This window comes from Cupriavidus sp. PB-02 (assembly GCF_058252315.1).
The window spans coordinates 215804-238510 of sequence record NZ_JBXPSX010000003.1; the positions used below are offsets into that span (position 1 = coordinate 215804).

Genomic DNA, 22707 nt, shown 5'->3' on the forward strand with positions numbered 1-22707 from the left:
AGGGAGACGACTCATGTCCGCAACTATCGATAAAGCACGGAAACTGGACGACTTGCTGAGCAACGCCGTTCAGGATGACAAGGAAAATGGCGTCTTCCGTTGTCGCCGCGACATCTTCACGAACGCCGATTTGTACGAACTCGAGATGAAGCACATCTTCGAGAGCAACTGGGTCTATCTCGCGCACGAAAGCCAGGTACCGAACAATAACGATTACTACACGACGTGGATTGGTCGTCAGCCGATTGTCATCACGCGTGACAAGACCGGTGAGTTGCACGCGGTCATCAACGCATGTGCTCACAAGGGCGCCATGCTGTGCCGTCGCAAGCACGGCAACAAGGGCAGCTTCACTTGCCCGTTCCACGGCTGGACGTTCTCGAACGCCGGCAAGCTTCTGAAGGTAAAGGACGAGAAGACCACCGAGTATCCGGTGCAGTTCAACAAGCAGGGCTCGCACGACCTGAAGAAGGTCGCGCGTTTCCAGAACTATCGCGGTTTCCTGTTTGGCAGCCTGAGCGAAGACGTGATGCCGCTCGAGGACTATCTCGGCGAGACGAAGGTCATCATTGATCAAATCGTCTCGCAGGCGCCGGATGGTCTCGAAGTGTTGCGAGGCAACTCTTCGTACATCTACGACGGCAACTGGAAGATGCAGATGGAAAACGGTTGTGACGGCTATCACGTCAGCACCGTGCACTGGAACTATGCCGCAACGATGGGCCGCCGCCATGTCGAAGGCACCAAGGCCGTCGATGCAAATGGTTGGAGCAAGTCGGTTGCGGGCGTGTATGGCTTCGAGCATGGCCATATCCTGCTTTGGACCAACACGATGAATCCTGAAGTGCGTCCTGTCTATCAGAATCGCGACGAAATCGCTGCTCGTGTCGGCGAAGACAAGGCTAAGTACATCGTGAATCAGACACGAAACCTGTGCTTGTATCCGAACGTGTTCCTGATGGATCAGTTCAGTACCCAGATTCGCGTCGTCCGTCCGATCAGTGTTGACAAGACGGAAGTTAGCATCTTCTGCTTCGCACCGAAGGGCGAAAGCGCAGAAAGCCGCGCGATCCGCATTCGTCAATACGAAGACTTCTTCAACGTCTCGGGCATGGGCACCAGCGACGACCTCGAAGAGTTCCGTGCGTGCCAGGCAGGTTACGCCAGCACGACGTCGATGTGGAACGACATGTCGCGCGGGGCGCCGTTGTGGGTCCATGGACCTGACGCGAATGCGAAGGGCATGGGCTTGAACCCGCTTATCTCGGGCGAGCGCAGCGAAGATGAAGGTCTCTTTGTGGTTCAACACGAATACTGGATGCAGGTGATGCGCGAAGCCCTGCGGAAAGAACAGGCGGAGGCAGCCGTATGAGCATCGACTATCAAAAGATCTGTAGCGCGCTCTTTCACGAGGCACGCTTTCTGGATGATCGTCAGTGGGACGAGTGGTTGGCCTGCTACACCGAAGACGTCACCTACTGGATGCCGGCCTGGGATGACGATGACAAGCTCACCGAAGACCCGCAAAGCGAAATTTCTCTGATGTACTACTCGGACCGCGGCGGCCTGGAAGACCGGGTGTTCCGTATCAGAACCGAGCGCAGCAGCGCGTCGATGCCGGAGCCGCGCACCAGCCACCACGTTACCAATATCGAAGTGCTGGCGGAGCGGGATAACGAAGTCGACGTTCGATACAACTTCAACACGTTGAGCCATCGTTACAAGGTCACGGATCAGTATTTCGGCACCGCCTACGTCACCTTCCGCAAAGTTGACGACCGTTTGCTGATTTCGAGCAAGAAGATTGCGCTCAAGAACGACTATATCCGCCAGGTGCTGGACGTCTACCACGTCTGATGCCACGGGTTGGAATGAGAAAGGACGCAGGAGGTAACATGTCCAGCTACAACATCGCACTGAACTTTGAAGACGGCGTGACCCGCTTTGTCGAATGTAAGGCCGGCGAAAAGGTTCTCGATGCCGCTTTTCGCGCCAAGATTAACCTGCCGATGGATTGCTCCGACGGCGTGTGTGGCACCTGCAAGTGCCGCGCCGAGAGTGGCAGCTACGACTTGGGCGACGACTTCATTGAGGACGCGTTGAGCGACGACGAGAAAGCTGGCGGTCTCGTGCTCACGTGCCAGATGGTTCCCCAGAGTGACTGCGTCATCGCAGTTCCGGCATCGTCGACGATGTGCAAAACCGAGCAAAGCAAATTCACTGCGACGGTCACGAAAGTCGCACAGCACAATGATGCGGCGGTGGTCCTTGAGTTGGACGTGGACAGCATCCCTCCGGTCTTCCTCGCTGGCCAGTATGTAAACATCGACGTCCCCGGCAGCGGAAAGCATCGGTCATACTCATTTTCGTCCGCGCCGGGCGCATCGAAAATCAGTTTCCTGATCAAGAAAATCCCTGGCGGCGTGATGAGCACCTGGCTCGAATCGGCGCAGCCAGGCCACAAGGTGCAACTGACGGGCCCCCTGGGCAGCTTCTACCTCCGGGCAGTGGAGCGTCCCTTGTTGTTCCTGGCTGGCGGCACGGGCTTGGCCCCATTTCTGTCGATGCTGGAAGTCCTGGTTCGCGCGAACTCCGAGCAGAAGGTGCATCTCATCTACGGCGTGACACGAGACCTCGATCTTGTCCAGGTTGAGGCTATCGAGGCGTACGTCGCGAAGTTGCCGAACTTTACGTTCAGCACCGTGGTCGCAGAAGCGGAATCGAGCCATCCCCGCAAGGGCTGGGTGACCCAGCATATGCCGGCTGAATGTCTGAACGATGGTGATGTTGACGTGTACCTGTGCGGACCTCCGCCGATGGTCGACGCGGTGCGCAAGTATTTCGACGACAACGGTGTGAAGCCCAACAGCTTCCATTACGAGAAGTTCACGCCCAACGCAGCCCCGGTGACCCCATGAGCGCCAAGCGATTCGAAGGCAAGGTGATGGTGGTCACCGGTGCCGCCCAAGGTATCGGGCGCGGCGTCGCTCTACGCGCTGCGGCTGAAGGTGCGAAGGTTCTGTTTGTCGACCGCGCCGATTTCGTCTCCGAGGTCGCAGCGGAAGCAGTTGGGGCCGACACTGCCGGCTTCATTGCCGACCTCGAGACCTATGAAGGCGCAGCCTCCACGATGGCCTTCGCTGTGGAGAAGTTTGGTCGAATTGACATTCTGATAAACGGCGTCGGCGGGGCCATTCGTATGCGGCCTTATGCCGAGTTCGAACCGGCTCAGATTGATGCAGAAATCCGCCGTTCGCTCATGCCGACCTTGTACGGCTGCCACGCGGTGCTTCCGCACATGCTCGCTCAAGGACGCGGAACCATCGTCAACGTTTCCTCGAATGCAACGCGCGGCATCCGTCGCGTGCCGTATTCGGCTGCAAAGGGCGGCGTCAACGCGCTAACCCAGTCGCTTGCGATGGAGTATGGCGAGCACAACATCCGTGTGGTCGCTGCGGCACCCGGTGGAACCGAGGCGCCTCCCCGGCGCGTGCCTCGCAACGCGGCTGGAGATAGCGAGCAGGAGAAGACGTGGATGAGCGAGGCGGTGGCACAAGTTACTGAGTCCACCTTCTTCAAACGCTACGGCACACTCGACGAACAAATCGCGCCGATTCTCTTTCTTGCGTCTGACGAAGCAGGCTACATCACAGGCGCCGTGCTGCCGGTTGCGGGCGGCGACAACGGCTAGAACTCGTCGAAGAGGTGACGGTAGGGGACGCGACAGTGAACGAACGTAGAGCCATTGTTCCTGCTGGGATGGAAGCGGTTCACAAAGAGATTCGGTACGCGCCTGCTGTGAAGGTCGGGAGCGCTGTGTCCGTCTCTGGCCAGATTGATCGTGGCGCTAATCCGAGCATAAAGGCTTTCGTAAAGAACCGTCTCGCTCCCTACAAGTATCCGCGCACCATCACATTCACATTCTGCTCACGCTGCCCAAGACGGCGACCGGCAGGATTCAACGCTTCAGGCTCAGAGAGCTGGAGGCCAACCCTGTGGGAACCGCAGACGCCGCAGGGATGCCGCGACCATTCCTAGAATAAGGGAGGAGACAAATCATGCGTCATATTGATGTTCACAAGTTCGCCGACGACGCGCGCTTCAAAAGATTCCATGCTGGCCTGTTGTTCTGGTGCGCGCTCATCATCATCTTTGATGGCTATGACCTGGCCGTCGTGGGCATCGCGCTCCCATCCATCATGAAAGACATGGGCGTCGATGCGACCAGCGCCGGCTTCATGATCAGTTCCGCGCTGTTCGGCATGATGTTCGGCGCAGTCATCATGGGAACCATTGCCGATCGCATTGGCCGGCCCAAGGCCATCGCAGTCTGTATCGGACTCTTCAGCGTCTTTACTGCTGCGGCGGGAATGACGCATGATCCGATCACGTTCAGCATTACACGCTTCCTTGCCGGATTGGGAATCGGCGGTGTGATGCCCAATGTCGTCGCTCAGATGACAGAGTTCTCTCCGCGCAAGACCCGCGGAACCATGGTCACGCTGATGTTTAGCGGGTATTCCGTAGGGGGGATGCTCGCAGCAATCATGGGCAAATCACTGATCGAGACGTACGGTTGGCAATCGGTATTCCTGGCTGCGAGCGTTCCCGTACTTATCATCCCTGCTGTGTTAAAGCTGATGCCGGAGTCACTGCCCTTCCTGATCCAGCGCAATCGTCTGGACACTCTCAAAGCGGTACTGGTCCAGATGGACCCCACCTACCGCGCTCAGATGACAGACCGGTTCGACTTGCCGCAGGCCGAGAAAGGGGCCAGCGCTCCCATCAGTATGCTGTTCCGTGATGGCCGGGGCTTCAGCACCGTGATGCTATGGGTCGCCTTCTTCATGTGCCTGTTCATGGTCTATGCATTGAGCTCCTGGCTCGCGAAACTCATGGCTGGCGCGGGCTATAGCCTCGGCTCGGCATTGACGTTCGTCCTGGTGTTGAACTTTGGCGCGATGGCCGGCGCAATCGGAGGTGGTTGGCTGGCAGACAAGTTCAATATCAAATACGTGCTGGTTGGCATGTACGCACTCGCCGCGATATCGATCACGCTGCTTGGCTACAAGATGCCGACCGGGGCCTTGTTCTTCGTGGTCGCGCTTGCCGGAGCCTCCACGATCGGCACGCAAATCGTGACGTACGCATATGCAGGGCAGTTCTACCCAGCTACCGTCCGGGGCACGGGCATTGGCTGGGCATCCGGAGTCGGCAGAAGCGGCGCAATCCTGGCGCCCATTGTCATCGGCGTGCTGGTAAGCATGTCCCTGCCACTCCAGCAGAATTTCGCCGCAATGGCAGTGCCTGCTGTCATCGCCGTGCTGGCTGTGCTCCTGATCGACCATAATCGGTCGGCATCTCTGATCGACAGCAGGTCGAGCCAGGGCGCAGCGGATTCAGAACGGACGGTCGTTCTAGACGGCGCCAAACCAGTGCAGAGGTCGCCTTATCGGTGACCCTGAAGGCACCTAAAAATACTGCGTCCGCGCTACCTAATCTACTGAGATCAAGCATGAGCAAGCCTTGCATCATTTCTGTTGCGATCACGGGATCACTGCCTCGCAAAAAAGACAATCCGGCTGTACCAATCACGGTAAGCGAGCAGGTGGAGTCGACCCAGGCGGCATTCGAAGCCGGGGCGACTCTGGTTCATCTCCACGTACGCAACGATGACGAAACTCCCACGTCAAATCCCGATCGTTTCGCCCTTGTGCTAGAAGGCATTCGCAAGCACGCGCCGGGCATGATCACCCAAGTGTCCACCGGTGGCCGCTCCGGGGCCGGCAATGAAAGAGGTGCTATGCTATCCCTGCGACCGGACATGGCATCCTTGGCCACCGGCTCCGTCAACTTCCCGACCCGGGTCTATGACAATTCGCCCGACCTGGTCGACTGGCTCGCCGCCGAAATGAAAACCTACGGCATCAAGCCCGAAGTCGAGGCGTTTGACCTGTCGATGATCTTCCAGGCCGCAGCTATGCAGGCAGCCGGCGCGATCGTCGGTCCCCTGCATATCCAATTTGTCATGGGCATCAAGAACGCAATGCCTGTTGATCGCGAAGTGCTTGAATTCTACGTTCGTACCCTTAAGCGCCTTTCGCCCGATGCGACATGGACCGGCGCAGGCATCGGTCGAAATCAACTGACGATGGCTCGCTGGTCTCTCGAACTAGGGGGGCACTGCCGCACCGGGCTCGAGGACAATGTGCGGATGGACAAGAATACGCTCGCCCCGTCCAACGCCGCGCTTGTGCGCCAGGTTGCCGAGCTTTGCGAGGAGTACGGTCGCCCCGTCGCGACCGCAGCCCAGGCTCGCGAGATCCTGAATTTGTGCTGAACCACCCATTCCCGCATCGCTGACGTGAGGTGTAGTAAAAGTAAAAATGGGTCTCCCGCACTTTGTGTGACGGCCGCGTCGAGGGCTTGATTTCGGGCCGATCTGGCTTTACGTTGATCGTTACCATGAGCCAGGTTCTCGGTGGGACCAACGTATTCTCGCCCGTGTGGGTAAGCGCGTCGTCCCCAGCGACGCGCGACGGGAGGCGACCATTCCATCTACACTTCACGCTTATAGTGAAGGTGAGCGTGGTCATGATGGTCATGTACACGGTCATTGGTACGGCAACACTCAACGGGTTCAACCCAGAATGCTATTTCTGGTGCGAATCGCCGCTCACCCATCAACCGGATCAACGAACTCCTGCCTTGGCCGGTCGCTACAGAACTGCAGCCGCCCATTGACACTGCATTCGCCTAACTACCGAAGAGCCCACCGAATCTACGAGTCAGTCGATGACGGTACTCGGCGGACCGTTACCAGCGACACACGGTCGACGAATGGCGCCCGCCAGCTGCAAATGCCTCACGCGGCGTCCGGCGCCCCCATCAGCGCAATCAGCGGCGCCATGCAAGGGCTGGCCGCCGCCAGCGCGCGCTGTTCGTCGAGGATGCCCTGCAGGATGGCATGCGTCGTATCCGGGTTGGCCAGCACCACGCGGAAAACGGCAATCGGGCGGCCACCCCACTGTGTCGACATCAACTGCGTGCGCGATACGAACGAGCGGCCGGCATCGCGCTGCATTTCCTGAATGTTGATGGTCAGCGCATCCAGCGCGTCCAGGATCTTCTCGCGCCTGTCGGCCGAAGCCGTTGCCAGCGCGGCACGCACGGTCTCGGGCACATGGCGATAGGTCAGGATGCAAAGCTGCGGGTGGCTGTCGAGCTCGAAATCCGGCTGCTGCGCAATCAGGGATGCAAAGTAGTGGGCGTTATCGATGCTACGATCGATCAACTGCGCCAACCCCTTGCGACCGAGCAGATGAAGGTTCGCATAGAGCATGACTGCCGCCGCCCCGCGCGATCCTTCGAGCGTATGGCGCCCCAGGTCCACCGAGCCCTTGCGCACGATGTAGTTCGCATGCTGGATGATTTCCTGCGTCCACGCCGGGCTCCGGAACAGCACCATGCCGGCACCCATCGGCACGTAGAACTGTTTGTGCGCATCGATGACGACGGAATCGGCGCGCTCGATGCCCGCGAAGCGCCAGCGCTCGCGCTCCGACAGCAGTGTTGCGCCGCCCCATGCGGCATCCACGTGGAAATGGCAGCCGGCCTCATGAGCAACATCCGCAATCGCATCGAGCGGATCGACCGCGCCCGTCTCCGTCGTCCCCGCTATGCCAACGATCGCCATCGGCCGGATGTTGCGCTGCTGCAGGTCACGCAGGGTGTCGCGCAGCAGGTCGATGCGCATGCGACCGTCTGCATCGACCCCGACCGGCACGAGATTGTCGCGCCCGATGCCAAGGACATCGGCTGCCTTTCGCAACGAGTAGTGTCCGCGCTCCGAGACGACGATTGCAAGCCCGTCATGGCCGTAATGGCGTAGTGCAGCCATCAGTCCGGCGCGATGGATGCCGGCGAAGCCATCACGCGCGCCCAGCAAGTTGTTGCGGCTCGCCCATAGCGCGGTGAGGTTGGCGACCGTGCCGCCAGAACAGATCGCGCCGAGCGCGTGGTCGGCATCGTGCAGCCATCTCGCATAGAACGCGCTGTCCTGCCCAAACACCAGCTTGTGCAGCATGCCGATGACCTGGCGCTCGAGCCCTGTCAGCGCGCCCGAAGTCTCGAGCTTCACGACGTTCTGGTTGAGCGCTGCCACCACCTTGGCGAGCGAGGGCATGAACGACGGCAGCGACGACGTCATGTGTCCGACGAAAGTTGGAGATGCCACGGGCATCACGTGCCGAAACACGTCGTTGAGCAGATGATCGGCATGCGCTTGCGGCGATGTCGGAGTCTCGGGCAGCTCAACCGACGCGAACACCGCCTCGCGTGTGCCGCACGCGCCAACCGGATCAAAACGCTCGCCCGCAAAGAAATCCGCCGGATGCTCGGCGATCAATCGCTCGAGCGATTCGAATGCACCCCGATCCGCGTCGAACCAGCGCAAGGGGCAGTCGTCGCCCCCGTCCGTGCTTTTTGAGGACTCTTCGCGAGAGCTGTCCGGCTTCATTTGCATCACCCAGTTCAATCCCTTAGCGCCATGGTGCGCCGGGCATTATGCCGGATCGGACGGATGCGGATTGGCCGAGGGCCCCGACCGACACGTTTGGCGACGTCGCCGCTGCCCGTTGATGACCATCAATCGCCTTCTCTATTGGGCGCCCTGCGGAGCGGTCAGCACCAGCACCCAATACCAGTGGGTCTCTGGAGATGATCGCACGCCTCAAGGGGGTGAGTATCCATTGATGGATGCAGGGCGCGCCTCGCTGTCACTCCGATTGCTTCAGCAGCCGGGACAGTACGGCTAGCTGCGCCAAGCGCGCGCCCGAGCAGCTGCCGTCGCGTGCATAAAAGCCACGTTCTTTATTACTTCTGGGAATATGTGTCATTTCCAGGCTTTCTCCCGGCACGCCCCCGTGTCGGGTGTCTGAAAGTTCTGGTTCCCGAAAAGTAAAATCCCCACACTCTGGGGAAGTGTAGGGTTCGGGAGAGCGGAAGCGGGTTGGGGGAGGTGTCCCCGAGCCGTCAGTATAAACATCGTACTTCCCAGACCGCGCGCCGTCAGTGTAAGTATCGAATTTGCCACTCTTGGCAAACACCGGAGCGGCCGCTAGGGTGGCAGCGAGTGCGGCGACAGCGACTAGGGCACGGCGATTGGTATTCATGGCTCACCCCTTTCTTCAAACTGGTGAATGCCATTCCTTTGGTTCAGTGCTTGTTGCACCGCGGCATTCGATGAGTGCCATATTAGGGATTCCCCTTGTGGCGGGTGAAGGGCCATGTGCGCGTTTTTGCCAACACGACCGCGATGAGCGAGTTCCTGCCTGCCGTGCTGCGTACCTACCTTGTCAACCATCCCGACGTGACCATCGACATGCATGAACGGCTGAGCCCGGACATCGTGCGCGCCGTCCAGGAGGGGATGGTCGACATCGGCATCATTGCTGGCAATGTGCGTACCGAAGGGCTGGAAGCGATGCCTTACCGGCGCGACCGTCTAGTGCTTGCCACCGCATTGAGCAATCCGCTGGCCGAGAGCAATGGCGTCGATTTTATCGATACGCTGGACTATGACTTCATCGGCCTGCCGGAAGCCAGCGCGATCCACAACTTCCTCAAGCGCGCTGCGGCGGACCTGCAGCGCGAACTGCGTTGGCGCGTCCAGGTCAGCAACTTCGAGACCGCGTGCCGGATGGTCGAGGCAAATGTCGGTGTCGGCGTTCTGCCCGAGAGCACCGCCGCGCGCCACGCCAATACGATGGCGCTGCGCATCGTCAAGCTCAACGACGAATGGGCCGAGCGCAAGCTGCAGATCTGCGTGGCCGAACTCGGCGCCTTGCCGCTGTTTGCGCGCAAGCTGGTCGACCTGTTGGTCGAGGACGGCCTCGGGCGCCAGGACTGACGGCGCCCCCTCAGCCGCAGCCGCTACTTCTGTTCCGCGACCAGCTGCCTGAGCTGTTGCTTGAGCAGCTTGCCGCTGGCCGTGGTGGGGATGGTGGCCACGCGCAGGATCTTCTCCGGACGCTTGTATGGCGACAGGCGATCGATCAGATATTCGTGCAGCGCCGCCGCGTCAAACTTCTCACCATCCTGGATTTCGACGAAGGCAATCACTTCCTCGTTGCCGTCTGGGGTCGGCTGGCCGACCACGGCGGACAGGCGCACGGACGGATGGGTGTTGATGACCGATTCGATCTCGATCGGATAGACGTTGAAGCCGGAACGGATGATTAGGTCCTTGGTGCGGCCGACGATAAACAGCGCGCCGTCAGGACCCAGCCGGCCAAGGTCGCCAGTGTTGAGCCAGCCGTCGGGGCGTAGCGCCTCGGCGGTCAGTTCCGGTGCGCGATAGTAGCCGCGCATCACGCCCGGTCCCCTGACCCACAGTTCGCCCGGTTCGCCCTCCGGCACCGGCATGCCGTCAGGGCCGACCACCTGAAGTTGGGCGCCTTCGACGATCTCTCCCGCCGAGCAATCGCTGCGCGGCCGGTCCATGCGCGTCACGAACAGCGAGCCGGCATACTCGGTCATGCCGTAGCCATGGTGCAGCGGCTGGCCGAACATGGCCTCGACTTCCTGCTTGAGCGTCGGGTCGAGCGGCCCGCCACCGGTGTACAGGTAGCGCAGCCTTGGCGACGGCGCCAGCGGCAAGCCGCTCGCGCGTACGTGCGCGACGATGCGGTTGAACATGGTCGGCACGCCCTGCAGCAGCGTGATCGCACCTTGGCGGATCGCCGCGGTGACGTCGGCCGCATTGAAACGCGCGCTCAGGTACAGGCTGGCACCGGCCTGGAAGGTCGAGACCAGCAGCGTGCCCAGCCCGAACACGTGCGACATCGGCATGACCGCATAGGCGCAGTCGTCGGCCTGCATGCGGCGGGATTCCACCGTGACGCGGGCAAAGTGCAGCAGGCCCCGGTGCGTGACCATCACGCCCTTGGGCTGACCGGTGGTGCCGGAGGTGTAGATCAGCGCGGCCACCTCGCGCGCCAGCGCTTCCGGCTCACGCTCGCTGGCCGCGTCGACGGCGCCGGCCATCAGCGGGCCAAGGCCGGCGGGGGCGATTTCCCGAGCCCGGTAGCGCACGCCGTGCCGCAGCGCGTCAGGCGAGGCGGCATGGGTAAACAGCATCAGGCGCGGTCGGCAATGCGCCCGGATCACCTCGATCTCGCGTTCCGACACGCGGGCGTTGACCACCACCGGCCACGCGCCCAGCTCCGACAAGGCGAACACCAGCGTGATCACGGCCAGGCAGTTCTCGGCCGCGACCAGCACCCGGTCGCCGGTGCCGACGCCCTGCGCTTCAAGATAGCGTTGCGCGTCCTCGATCCCTGCCCACAACTGCGCGAAGGTAACGGTGCGGCCGTCCTCGAACACGGCCGCATGGTCGGGGGTCTGGGCGGCCCAGTGGCGTGGGATGTCGCTGATCCGTTTGGTGGTGTCTCGGTCCGGGGGCATCTCGCGGAAATCCTTGTGCGGGGTAGAAAGCCGTTCGGCAAGCCGAACGACGCCAGTTTATGTGCGCCGCTGGTGCGCTGCAATCGCTTATCGGCAAAGGAGATTTCTCGATTGCCGAACGCGCCGGCGGCTGTGCCAGCGGGGTCAGGCCAGCTGCTGCTCGGGCCACTGCGGCACGAACGCGTCGGCCCGTGCGCTGGCGAGGGTCGTCCGCCCCGAGCCCAAGCGCCTGAGGGTGTGCAATGACAGGCCGACGCAGTCGTAGAACGCGGCCTCCAGGTCGCTGCGCTGCGGCCAGCCGATGCGGCGCTTCAGTTCGCCAGCGCCGGCACCGTCGTGCAGGGCCTCGAACAGCGCCCGCATCAGCCGCTGGGTCCGGCATAGCTCGTTCAGGGCCGCGCCTTCCGAGAACAGCGTGCGGCGCACCTGGGTGGGCGAAGCTCGCAGCAAGTCGGCGATAAAGGCCGCGCTCCACGTGTGCTGCGGCTGCACAAAGACACGCTGCGATAGTCGGTGATGCAGAGACACGCTGGGTGCGCCCGCGGGCTGCAGCTGGATTTCCAGGCTGCAACAGGCCGGCTGCACCGCGCCGCCGTCCAAGTGCAGGTCGACCGCCTCGAACGGCGCCACCACCACTGGTTGTCCGGGAACGACCAAACGCTCGAATCCCCGCCGCCGCACCAGGGTCTTGCCGCGAGTCGCCGCGATCACCAGCGGGAAGGCCGGCAGCAGGCATGACAGGTGGACGTGCGAGGCGGCTTGCAGTTGGACGCGCATGGCTTGTGGCATCCCGGGGCGGCGGCGTGGCGCCTTAGACCACGCCCTTGGCGCGCAGCGCTTCCAGTTGCTGCGGGTCGAGCTTCAGGTAGTCGCGCAGCACCTCTTCGGTGTGCTGGCCCAGCGCCGGCGGTGCGTAGCGCAGCGTGGGAGGCGTCTCCGACAGGCGCAGCGGGCTGGCCGCGGTGATCACCTTGTTGACGCTTTGGCCTGTGGGCGGCTGTGCGCCCGGATAGCGCGACTGCTCGATGCGCAGCCCGCGGGAGTGCACATGCGGATCGGCATAGGCCTGGGCGACGTCGTTGATCGGGCCGCAAGGCACGGAATTGGATTCCAGCAGCGTGATCCATTCCGCTGTGGGCCGGGTGCGCGTGAGTTCGGTCAGCATCGGGATCAGCACCTTGCGATTGTTGACGCGGCCGGTGTTGGTGGCATAGCGCTCGTCGCCAGCCCAATTCACCCCCGCTGCGTCGCAGAACCGCGCGAACTGCCCGTCGTTGCCGATGGCCAGCAGCATATTGCCATCGGCTGTGGGGAAGTCCTGATAGGGCACCACGCTCGGGTGGATATTGCCCTGGCGCTGGGGCACGTCGCCAGCGTTGAGAAAGCCCGCACCCTGGTTGGCCAGCACCGCCATGGCCACATCCAGCAGCGCGATGTCGATATGCTGACCGCGTCCGGTGAAGTGGCGCGCTTCGAGTGCGCTCAGGATCGCGGTGGTGGCATACATGCCGGTGAACAGATCGATCACGGCCACGCCCACCTTCATCGGGCCACCGCCCAATTCGCCGTCGGCCTGGCCGGTGATGCTCATTAGGCCGCTCATGGCCTGGATCAGCAGGTCGTAGCCGGGGCGGGCCGCGTAGGGGCCGGTATGGCCGAAGCCGGTGACCGAGCAGTAGATCAGGCGCGGGTTGATCGCGCTCAGGCTGTCATAGTCCAGCCCGTAGCGCTTGAGCCCGCCGGTCTTGAAGTTTTCCACCACCACGTCGCTGTGGCGGGCCAGTTCGCGGATCAGTTCCTGCCCCTCGGGCTTGGAAATGTCCACGGTGACCGAGCGCTTGTTGCGGTTGGCCGCGGTGAAATAGCTCGCTTGCCGGGTGGGCGCGCCATCCTCGCCTTTCAAGAACGGAGGACCCCAGTGGCGGGTGTCGTCGCCTTCGCCGGGCTTCTCGATCTTGATCACGTCGGCGCCCATGTCCGCGAGATTCTGTGTGGCCCATGGCCCGGCCAGCACGCGCGAGAGATCGAGCACCCGGAGGTGGCTCAGCGCGCCGGTGCGCGGCGAAGGGGACGGCAGGTCTGGGATGGGGGTAGCGGCGGAATCGGTCATGAGAATGCTGGTGTTTCCTTCTAGCTGCCCTGTCACGAGGACGGGTAGCGGTACTGCTGAATGTTGGCGCGGCCCTTAGGCGCCGCGCGCCTCGCGGATCATGTTGCGGGCGATGATGACCTGCTGGATCTGGGTGGTGCCTTCATACAGGCGGAACAGGCGCACGTCGCGGTAGAAACGCTCGATGCCGTACTCGGAGATATAGCCAGAGCCGCCCAGGATCTGCACCGCGCGGTCGGCCACGCGGCCCACCATCTCGGTGGCGAACATCTTGCAGCACGAGGCTTCGGTGGAGACGTTCCTGCCGTCGTCGCGGCGGCGCGCGGCGTCGATCACCATGCATTCGGCCGCATAGAGCTCGGCTTGGCTGTCGGCCAGCATGGCTTGGATCAACTGAAACTCGCAGATCGGCTGGCCGAACTGCTGGCGCTCCAGCGCGTAGTTCAGCGCGTCGCGAAGGACGCGCTTGGCCACCCCGACGCTGACCGCCGCGATATGCAAGCGGCCCTTGTCGAGCACCTTCATTGCCGTCTTGAATCCCTGGCCTTCCTTCAGGCCGATCAGGTTGGCGGCCGGGACGCGTACGTTCTCGAAGATCACGTCACAGGTGTGCGCGCCTTTCTGGCCCATCTTCGCGTCGCGCTTGCCGAAGCTGATGCCCGGCGTTTTGGCGTCGACGATGAATGCGGAGACCCCCGCCGAGCCCTTGATGTCGGGGTTCGTGCGCGCCATCAGTGTGAACATGCCGGCCTGAGGCGCGTTGGTGATAAAGCGCTTGGTACCGTTGACCACGTAGTGGTCGCCATCCTTGATGGCGGTGGTGCGCAGCGAGCCGGCGTCCGAGCCGGCGTCGGGTTCGGTCAGCGCAAACGAAGCCAGGATTTCGCCCGTGGCCAGACGCGGCAGCCAGGCGGCCTGCTGTTCCGGCGTGCCATCCATCAGGATGCCCTGCGAGCCAATGCCCACGGTCGTGCCGAGCAGCGAGCGGAAGGCCGGCGAGGTCTGGCACAGTTCCATGACCACGCGTACCTCTTCCTCCATCGTCAGTTCCAGGCCGCCAAAGCGCTCGGGGATGGTCATGCCGAACAGTCCCATCTCGCGCATGTCTTGCACAATATCCTGCGGGATATCGTCGGTTTCTGCGACCAGTGCCTCGGCGGGCACCAGGCGCTCGCGCACAAAGCGGCGCACGCTGTCGAGCAAGGCTTCCAGGGTGTCGTTATCGCGGATCATGTCAGGTCTTCCTAAATGTCGGGTCGGTGTCCGGGGAAGGGGCTCAGTCCAGCGTGACGCCCTTGAGCACGCTAGCCCACTGCGTGCGCTCGCGCGCTGCGGTGTTCACTACGTCCTGCGTGGTCCCGCTCCACTGTTCGTAGCCGAGTTCGGCATAGCGCTTCTTGAGCCCGGCGTCTTCCACGGCCTTTCGCACCGCCGCCGCCAGCTTCTGCGTCAGCTCCGGCGCCACGCCCTTGGGCGCGTAGATGGCGTACCAGCCGCCGGCCTCATAGTCCTTCAGGGCAGGAATGCCCGCTTCGCGGAAGGTCGGCACGTTGGGAAGCGACGGGTTGCGCTTGGGTGAACCTACGGCGATAGGCTTGACCTTGCCGCTCTGTACATAGCCGCTGGCGGTGCTGATGATGTCGAACATCATGTCGATCTGGCCGCCGATGGTGTCGGTCATGGCCGGCGCATTGCCCTTGTAGGGAATGTGGTTCAACTCCACTTGCGCCTGCCGCGCGAACAGCGCCATGGCGACGTGATTGGAGCTGCCCACGCCGGAGGAGCCGTAGCTGAGCTTGCCGGGGTGTGCCTTGGCGTAGGCGACCAGTTCCTGCGTACTCTTGAAGGGTTCCTTGTTGTTGGCCACCAGCATGTTGTAGTAGCGCGCCACCGGTGCCACTGGTGTGAGGTCCTTGGCCGGGTCGTACGGCAAGCTTTTCATGATGTTGGGCGCAACCGTCAGCGCCGCGCTGGCGGCGAACCACAACGTAGCGCCGTCGGGCTTGGCGCGTACCACTTCATAGCCGGCCAGCGTGGCATTGGCACCAGGTTTGTTGTCGACGATGACATTGGCGTTCAGCGTCTTGCCCAGCGCCACCGCGAACAGCCGCGCGGCTTGGTCGGCGGGGCCGCCCGCGGCGTAGCCGACCACGAGGCGGACCGGCTGGCCGTTGCCCTGCGCGGTGGCAGGAGCGCTGGCCAGCGTTGTGGCGCACAGAGCCAGTCCGGACAAGAATAGGTGGCGGCGTGAGGTGGAAATCATAATACTCTCCTACGTAATGCGAAAATGCAGGCACAGCCCAATTACAGTTCGGTAGCTCAATCGCTACCTTCATTCTCACGAATACCCCTTTGGGGCACGTGAGCCGGAGCCAGGCGTCATTAGAAGTCACCGGATGCCCGCTTTCGCGGGGACGACGGTTGCTTGACAGCAGTGCCCGGATCAGCAGCGCTCAAATACTGCGGCAATGCCTTGGCCGCCGCCAATACACATGGTTTCCAGGCCATAACGACCGCCACGGCGCTGCAGTTCGTGCAGTAGCGTAGCCAGGATGCGCACGCCAGTGGCGCCGATCGGGTGGCCCAGCGAGATGCCCGAGCCGTTCACGTTGAGCTTTTGTTCGATGGCATCCTGGTCGTTCCAATCCCAGCCCTTGAGCACGGCCAGTACCTGACAGGCGAAGGCTTCGTTCAGTTCCACCAGGTCCATCTGGTCGAGCGTCAGGTTCAGGCGCGCCAGCAGCTTCTTCACCGCGGGTACCGGGCCGATGCCCATGTGCGACGGCTCGCAGCCGGCGGCGGCCCAGCCCACCAGCGTGGCCATGGGGGTCAGGCCCAGCTCGGCCAGCTTGTCCTCGGCCACGATCAGGCAGGCCGCCGAGGCGTCGTTCTGCTGACTTGCGTTGCCGGCGGTGACGGTGCCGTTGGGCATCAGGGCGCGCAGCTTGCCGAGGCTTTCCAACGACGTGCCGGGGCGGAAGCCTTCGTCGCGTGCGAACGTCACGGGGTCGCCCTTGCGCTGCGGCACCTGCACCGTCACGATCTCGGCGTCGAAGCGGCCGCCTTCCCACGCTGCCGCAGCGCGTTCGTGACTGCGCACGGAGAAGGCATCGGCCTGCTCGCGGGTAATGCCGTAGTCGCGGGCCAGGTTCTCGGCCGTCTCGATCATCCCGGAGATCTTGCCAAAGCGTTCGACCGGCTGGGAACGTTCGCGGCCGCGGTCAAGGCGGTCGTAGAAACGCACATTGCCCGAGCGCGCGCCCCAACGCATGTCGGTGGTGTAGTACTCGATGTTGCTCATGCTCTCGACGCCGCCTGCGATGACCACATCGGCAGCGCCGCTTTGCACCATCATCGAGGCCGTGACGATGGCCTGCAGGCCGCCGCCGCAGCGGCGGTCCAGCTGCATGCCCGGCACTTCCACAGGCAGGCCGGCCTGCAGCGCGGCCCAGCGGCCCACGCAGGGTGTTTCGCTGTTGGCGTAGGACTGGGCAAAGACCACGTCATCGATGCGCGCGGGGTCGATGCCGCTGCGCTGCACGACGGCGCGTACTGCGGTGGCGGCCAGTTCCTCGACAGGCACGGGGCGCAGGCTGCCGCCGAAGGTGCCGACGGGGGTGCGAAGGGGGGTGACGATAGCGGCTCGGCGCATGTAAGTCTCCTTGGAAATCTGTCTTGGGTAGGCGACGAAGGGCAATTGGTCAATGCGTGCCCGGAAGGGCAACAAAAGCGGCGCCGCACTGGCGCAGCAAGGCGTGGGCCTGGCGCTCCAGGTCCTCGCGGTGTTCGGGGGCGGCGATATCCAGCATGCGGCGCACGCGCTGCGACAGCGTCTGGCCGCGCAGATCGGCCACGTCGTGCTCGGTGACGATCAGGCCCGCGTCGCTACGGGGCGTGCTCACCGGCCCGGACAACTGCGCGACGATGCGGCTCGCACCCTTGGCGGTCGCCGGCAGGGCGACGATGGGCAAGCCCCCGCGGCTGCGCGCCGCGCCGCGCAAGAAGTCCACTGCGCCGCCCACGGCGCCGACATAGACCCCAGCGGCGACTTCGGCGTTCACCTGGCCGGTGAGGTCGACCTCGATGGCGGAGTTGATGGCGGTCAGCTTGTCGATGCTGGCGAGCACCTCGGGGTGATGGGTATAGCTGGTCTCGCGCAGCTGCAGCTGCGGATTGCGGTGCGCCCAGCGCCGCAGCCGTTTGCTGCCCATCAGGATGCCGGCGATGCCGACGCCGGTATCGATGCTCTTGCGCGCGTTGGTCAGCACGCCGGCTTCAGCCAGCGCCGCAATGCCGTCGCCGACCGCGCCACTGTGCAGGCCCAGGTCGCGGCGGTCATGCAGCGCCGCCACCACGGCCTCCGGGAGGTTGCCGATGCCCATCTGCAAGGTGGCGCCGTCCTCCACCCAGCGGGCGATGTGGCTGGCGATGGCCTGTTCGGCCGGGCCGGGCGCACTCCGGTCAAGGCTGATCGGGGCGTGCAGCGCTTCGACCTGCAGGTCGATATCGTCCGCGGTGAGGTAGCGGCTGCCGTGGGTCCATGGCACCTCCGGGTTCACTTCGGCGATGACGATACGGGCCCGGTCGAGTGCCGCGGGTATGTATTCATGCACCAGGCCCAGGCTGTGGCGCCCCTGTTCGTCGGCGGGCGAAACCTGCACCAGCACCACGTCCGCGCGCAGGCTGCCCTGGCGAATCAGCCCTGGCAGGTGGGAATAGTGGCTGGGCACGATGTCCAGCACGCCGGCCTTGGCCAGCAGCCGGTGCGGGCCGCTGGCGGCGTAGCCGAAGAAGTCGAGCACGTCGGCCTGGCCCGGCTGCAATGTCTCCGACTGCCCGATGCCGACAAAGACACTGAGCCGTCCTCCCTGCGCGATCGCGTGACGGTGTTCCACCAGCGCGCGCGTCAGCGTCAGCGGCTCGGCGGTTGCTTGCCCCCACCAGAGGTGGTCTCCGGGGCGGATCAGGGTTTGCAGACGGGAGGAGAGGGTGGGCATATCCACGGGGCAAAAGTCAGTCGGCAAGCAGGCGGCGCTTTCTTGTTTCAGGCGATTTCGGCCCAGCCGTGGCTGAGCACGATCTTGTCGCGCTCCAGCACCCTGGCGCGCAGCTGATAGTGGGACGGGTTCTCCGGCATGCGCCAGATCTCGGTGACCAGGGTTTCGCCGGGAAACACAGGCGCGGCAAAGCGGATGTCCAGCGCGCGCAGCCTGGCCGGGTCGTAACCCGCGCATTGGCGTACCAGTGCGTGCGCCACCAGGCCGTAGCTCGCCAGCCCGTGCAGGATGGGGCGCTCGAACTCCGCCGCCTTCGCCACCGCCGGGTCAGCGTGGAGCGGGTTGAAGTCGCCCATCAGGCGATACAGCAACGCGGCCTCGGGGCGGATCGCCTGGGTGTCGGTGAAGTCGGGCGCACGGTCCTCCGGCGTCGGGCGCAACGCCGGCAGCGGCGCATCGCTGGGCTGGCCGCCATCCAGCTGGCTGTAGCCGCCGTCGCCGCGCAGGAACGTTACCTGCTGCACCGTCGCCAGCAGCTCGCCTTGCCCCGTTTCCAGGCGTCGCTCGGTGACCATGATGGCGCCTTTGCCTTCGCCCTTGTCGGTCAGGTGGGTGATGCGATTGTGACCGACGATGTCGGCGCTGGCCGGCAGGGGGCGGCGCAGGCGCATGCGCTGCTCGCCGTGCAGCAGCTTGACCCAGTCGATGCCGGTGTCGGCCTCGCGCGCCCAGAAGCCTGGATAGCCCAGCACTACGGCTTGCGCAGGCAGGGTGCGCAGCCCCCCGGCAGCGCCTTCGAAGACAAAGGGCAGGGCAGCCGCGTCCAGCGGATCGTTGCCCAGCCCCAGGCTGAGTGCATACAGCATGGTGTCGCGCTCAGTGTAGTGCTGGCGAACCGGGGAGAACGGACGCTGCTTGAGGTGGTGGTAGCTGACTGCCATGTCCTTTGTCCCAATGTCATCGTCAGGAAATTGCGCAAAGCATGGCTCCAAAGCAGGTTTTGCGCTATTTGACAATGCTAATGGAGGGCTTTAGCGATTGCGAAAGCGGGGGCTTAACCGCAATCGAAGGCGCGCTTTGGAAAAGGCTGATTGCCGAGCGGGGCGGACGCAGCGACCATTGCGGCCATGACAAGGAGGCGGCCGTTCCACATTGCCGGGGGGCGCTTCTCACCGATCGGCGCGAGGACCCGCATTCCACTGCGCCGCAACACCGTCCAATAGCCGACCGAGCGCTGCTGCTGCCGGCAAGCGCTGATGACATTGACCGCCAACGACGCCGATGATCGAACAGACCCAATCGAACAACTTCCAGGAAATCCGTGATGCCGTGCGCGCGCTTTGCGCCGAGTTTCCGGACGAATACTTCCGCAAGGTGGACGAGCAGCGCGCCTATCCCGAGGCGTTCGTCAATGCGCTCACCGACGCTGGCTGGCTCGCGGCGCTGATCCCGCAGGAGTACGGCGGTTCCGGGCTGGGCCTGACCGAGGCCTCAGTCATCATGGAGGAAATCAACCGCTGCGGCGGCAATTCCGGTGCCTGCCACGGCCAGATGTACAACATGGGCACGCTGCTGCGGCACGGCTCCAAGGCGCAGAAGGACAAGTACCTGCCGAAGATCGCCTCGGGCGAATGGCGCCTGCAGTCCATGGGCGTGACCGAACCTACCACCGGCACCGACACCACCAAGATCAAGACCTCTGCGATCAAGAAAGACGGCCGCTACGTCGTCAACGGCCAGAAAGTGTGGATCAGCCGCGTCCAGCACAGCGACTTCATGATCCTGCTGGCGCGCACCACACCGCTGGCCGAGGTGAAGAAGAAGAGCGAGGGGATGTCCATCTTCATGGTGGACCTGCACGAGGCGCAGAAGAAAGGCCTGACCGTGCGACCGATCCCCAACATGGTCAACCACGAGACCAATGAACTGTTCTTCGAGGACCTCGAGATCCCCGAGGAGAACTTGATTGGTGAAGAGGGCAAGGGCTTCAAGTACATCCTCGATGGCCTGAACGCCGAGCGCACGCTGATTGCGGCGGAGTGCATCGGCGACGGCTACTGGTTCATGGACCGGGTGACCAAGTACGTCAAGGAGCGCGAGGTATTCGGGCGCCCCATCGGCCAGAACCAGGGCGTGCAGTTCCCGATCGCCGAGTCCTTCATCGAGCTGGAGGCGGCAAACCTGATGCGCTGGAAGGCCTGTGAGCTGTTCGACCAGCACGAGCCCATGGGCGCCCAGGCCAACATGGCCAAATACCTTGCGGCCAAGGCGAGCTGGGAGGCCGGAAATGCGTGTCTCCAATTCCACGGCGGCTTTGGCTTTGCCTGCGAATATGACGTGGAGCGCAAGTTCCGGGAGACGCGCCTTTACCAGGTGGCGCCGATCTCCACCAACCTGATCTACTCCTTCGTCGCCGAACACGTCCTGGGCCTGCCGCGGTCGTTCTGACAGGCGACTGGCGAAGGCCGGCAGGTGCTGGTGTTTTTTCCACCCGTATCGGCTGGGCGTGATCGGATGAGGAGCTCTGTCCCAGGCAGCGCGTACCGTCATGGCGGCATCCGCATCGGGCCTCTCGCAATCTTGCGAATTTCATTGTGATCATAGTCTCGCGGCCGATACACCACTGCTTCAAAAAATCAATCGACGTTGCATGATGGACTTGATCCATCAATGCGTTGCAGACAGCAGCACAGCCGTTGGTTAGAAAAGGACCCCGCCGCGACGGCATCCGCCGCTACGGCTTAACGAGAGGAATGGAAATGGATCTGCTAATCAAAGATCGCGTCGCGATCGTCACCGGGTCGGCGCGAGGCCTTGGTGCAGCAACGGCTCGCCGGCTGGCTGAAGAGGGCGCGCGAGTGGTAGTGACAGACGTACTGCGCGAGCGGGCGGAAGAGACCACCGCGGCGCTGCGTGCCGATGGCCTGCAAGCCCATTGCGTGATCGCTGACATCACCAAGGCTGAAGAGGTGGAGCGTCTGGTGAAAGAAACGATTGCGCAGTTCGGCGGGGTACATATCCTGGTCAACAACGCCGGTTTCCCGCGGGACAAGTTTCTGGTGAAGATGAGCGAGGAAGATTGGGACCTCGTCATGGAGGTTATGCTCAAAGGGGCGTTCTTGGCGACCCGGGCAGTGATGCCGCATTTCATCGAACAGGGCTGGGGCCGCGTCATCAACATCAGCTCGCGCGCGCACCTGGGCAATCCTACGCAGGCCAACTACTCAGCTGCCAAGGCGGGGCTTATCGGAATGGCGAAGGCGCTGGCAATCGAGGAAGGGCGCTATGGTGTCACAGTGAACTGCGTTGCACCAGGTTTCATCGAGACGGAGATGGTGCAGGCGTTGCCGACGTACGAGACCATCAAGGAGCGTGCAGTGCAGATGCAGCCGGTCAAGCGCGTGGGTCGTCCGGAAGATATCGCCGACGCGGTCGCTTTCCTAGCCTCGGAGCGTGCGGGCTTTATCACTGGCGAGGTACTGCATGTGAGCGGGGGGCGCTTCGGCTAAGCCAAGCGTCGACTCATGCCAGCGCTTCTGGAAGCATTTGTGCGGGTTTGTGGCGTGTGTCCTTTGCGCAAGATAACGTCCTTTTTGGCGCACACAAATCGCCGCTGTGGTTGCGCTATCCACCACCCTGCATTTGCGCCATCGGCAGGGTCGTTACCACAATTGTTCTGTTGGTGCCATCGCGGTGAGGTACGCACGGGAGGAGGGCAGGTTCGACGGATTGGAGTAGATGCTCAAAGAGGGCAGAAAAGAGGGGCTCCCGCGAGCACTGTTTGGGGATTTACCACGGGGATGTACTGCAGTGTTTCATTGCGCGCGGGCGGACGAAATTGTCCGGGAAGCGCAGTAGTTAAACAATCCCGAAGTACAGAATCGAAGCGGATTGCTGCGTGGTTTGGCGTTCGGTGCGCTGGAGCCGGATCTCGACACCCGCCGAGGTCCGGTTTTGCTTTAGTGGCGTGTCGCCGTTGTCAGATTATGTACCCCACGACGCACGCAGTAATGCCAAGATGGCGGCCTGCAGGCGGGCGTTCCAACAGGGAGGATAGAGCGAAATTCCGCTGCCGGTCACTATCGCCCTAAGATTCCGTACATGCGACGAAGACACTGATAGCAAGTGCCGTAG

At 63.0% G+C, this 22707-nt stretch carries 17 protein-coding genes and 3 pseudogenes; 11 read left to right on the top strand and 9 right to left on the bottom strand.

Features of this window, described 5'->3' with window-relative positions:
- Positions 1-13: 13 nt before the first annotated feature.
- From AC10V3_RS35340 to AC10V3_RS35375, 8 genes and pseudogenes are all read left to right on the top strand, one after another.
- Positions 14-1372, top strand: a complete 1359-nt coding sequence (locus AC10V3_RS35340) for a Rieske 2Fe-2S domain-containing protein (protein ID WP_022540408.1) — start codon at positions 14-16, stop codon at positions 1370-1372.
- Positions 1369-1857, top strand: a complete 489-nt coding sequence (gene benB, locus AC10V3_RS35345) for a benzoate 1,2-dioxygenase small subunit (RefSeq protein ID WP_022540407.1) — start codon at positions 1369-1371, stop codon at positions 1855-1857. Before AC10V3_RS35340 ends, benB begins: the two co-directional genes overlap by 4 nt.
- 38 nt (positions 1858-1895) lie before the next feature.
- The gene (gene benC / locus AC10V3_RS35350) at positions 1896-2918 is read left to right on the top strand and encodes a benzoate 1,2-dioxygenase electron transfer component BenC (protein WP_022540406.1); all 1023 of its coding nucleotides are present in this window, start codon (positions 1896-1898) and stop codon (positions 2916-2918) included.
- Positions 2915-3691: a benzoate diol dehydrogenase BenD gene (benD, locus tag AC10V3_RS35355; RefSeq protein WP_022540405.1), complete on the top strand. Its 777-nt coding sequence runs from the start codon at positions 2915-2917 to the stop codon at positions 3689-3691. Before benC ends, benD begins: the two co-directional genes overlap by 4 nt.
- A gap of 35 nt (positions 3692-3726) precedes the next feature.
- Positions 3727-3849: pseudogene (locus AC10V3_RS35360) on the top strand (RidA family protein); the annotation flags it as partial.
- 9 nt (positions 3850-3858) lie between these two features.
- Positions 3859-4043, top strand: a pseudogene (locus tag AC10V3_RS35365) (hypothetical protein); the annotation flags it as partial.
- A gap of 15 nt (positions 4044-4058) precedes the next feature.
- Positions 4059-5459 (top strand): MFS transporter, encoded by a 1401-nt coding sequence (locus AC10V3_RS35370; protein WP_022540404.1) that lies wholly within the window; start codon positions 4059-4061, stop codon positions 5457-5459.
- 56 nt (positions 5460-5515) lie between these two features.
- The gene (locus AC10V3_RS35375) at positions 5516-6340 is read left to right on the top strand and encodes a 3-oxoadipate:acetyl-CoA acetyltransferase (RefSeq protein WP_041682315.1); all 825 of its coding nucleotides are present in this window, start codon (positions 5516-5518) and stop codon (positions 6338-6340) included.
- A gap of 525 nt (positions 6341-6865) precedes the next feature.
- Here AC10V3_RS35375 and panP read toward each other — a convergent pair.
- Positions 6866-8518 carry a pyridoxal-dependent aspartate 1-decarboxylase PanP gene (gene panP / locus AC10V3_RS35380; RefSeq protein ID WP_041682428.1) on the bottom strand — a complete coding sequence of 551 codons (1653 nt, stop codon included), beginning with the start codon at positions 8516-8518 and terminating at the stop codon, positions 6866-6868.
- 759 nt (positions 8519-9277) lie between these two features.
- Between panP and AC10V3_RS35385 the strand changes: the two are divergent.
- Positions 9278-9910, top strand: a pseudogene (locus AC10V3_RS35385) (LysR substrate-binding domain-containing protein); the annotation flags it as partial.
- 23 nt (positions 9911-9933) lie between these two features.
- On the opposite strand, the gene AC10V3_RS35390 reads toward AC10V3_RS35385, so the two are convergent.
- From AC10V3_RS35390 to AC10V3_RS35425, 8 genes are all read right to left on the bottom strand, one after another.
- The gene (locus AC10V3_RS35390) at positions 9934-11466 is read right to left on the bottom strand and encodes a class I adenylate-forming enzyme family protein (RefSeq protein WP_022540400.1); all 1533 of its coding nucleotides are present in this window, start codon (positions 11464-11466) and stop codon (positions 9934-9936) included.
- A 144-nt stretch (positions 11467-11610) separates the two neighbouring features.
- A complete protein-coding gene (locus AC10V3_RS35395) occupies positions 11611-12243 on the bottom strand; it encodes a hypothetical protein (RefSeq protein ID WP_022540399.1) in 633 nt (210 codons plus the stop codon).
- A gap of 34 nt (positions 12244-12277) precedes the next feature.
- Positions 12278-13576 (bottom strand): CaiB/BaiF CoA transferase family protein, encoded by a 1299-nt coding sequence (locus tag AC10V3_RS35400; protein ID WP_490924484.1) that lies wholly within the window; start codon positions 13574-13576, stop codon positions 12278-12280.
- Positions 13577-13651: 75 nt separating this feature from the next.
- Positions 13652-14809: an acyl-CoA dehydrogenase family protein gene (locus AC10V3_RS35405; protein WP_022540397.1), complete on the bottom strand. Its 1158-nt coding sequence runs from the start codon at positions 14807-14809 to the stop codon at positions 13652-13654.
- 43 nt (positions 14810-14852) lie between these two features.
- Positions 14853-15839 carry a Bug family tripartite tricarboxylate transporter substrate binding protein gene (locus AC10V3_RS35410; RefSeq protein ID WP_022540396.1) on the bottom strand — a complete coding sequence of 329 codons (987 nt, stop codon included), beginning with the start codon at positions 15837-15839 and terminating at the stop codon, positions 14853-14855.
- A 180-nt stretch (positions 15840-16019) separates the two neighbouring features.
- Positions 16020-17228 (bottom strand): acetyl-CoA C-acetyltransferase, encoded by a 1209-nt coding sequence (locus AC10V3_RS35415; protein WP_022540395.1) that lies wholly within the window; start codon positions 17226-17228, stop codon positions 16020-16022.
- 49 nt (positions 17229-17277) lie between these two features.
- Positions 17278-18573: an acetyl-CoA hydrolase/transferase family protein gene (locus AC10V3_RS35420; RefSeq protein ID WP_490924661.1), complete on the bottom strand. Its 1296-nt coding sequence runs from the start codon at positions 18571-18573 to the stop codon at positions 17278-17280.
- A gap of 47 nt (positions 18574-18620) precedes the next feature.
- Positions 18621-19514 carry a MaoC/PaaZ C-terminal domain-containing protein gene (locus AC10V3_RS35425; RefSeq protein ID WP_490924485.1) on the bottom strand — a complete coding sequence of 298 codons (894 nt, stop codon included), beginning with the start codon at positions 19512-19514 and terminating at the stop codon, positions 18621-18623.
- 340 nt (positions 19515-19854) lie between these two features.
- On the opposite strand from AC10V3_RS35425, the gene AC10V3_RS35430 reads away from it, so the two are divergent.
- Both AC10V3_RS35430 and AC10V3_RS35435 read left to right on the top strand, forming a co-directional pair.
- On the top strand, positions 19855-21021 hold the full coding sequence (locus AC10V3_RS35430; RefSeq protein WP_022540391.1) for an acyl-CoA dehydrogenase family protein: 1167 nt from the start codon (positions 19855-19857) through the stop codon (positions 21019-21021).
- Between the two features lie 311 nt (positions 21022-21332).
- Positions 21333-22082: a beta-ketoacyl-ACP reductase gene (locus AC10V3_RS35435; RefSeq protein WP_022540390.1), complete on the top strand. Its 750-nt coding sequence runs from the start codon at positions 21333-21335 to the stop codon at positions 22080-22082.
- Positions 22083-22707: the final 625 nt, after the last annotated feature.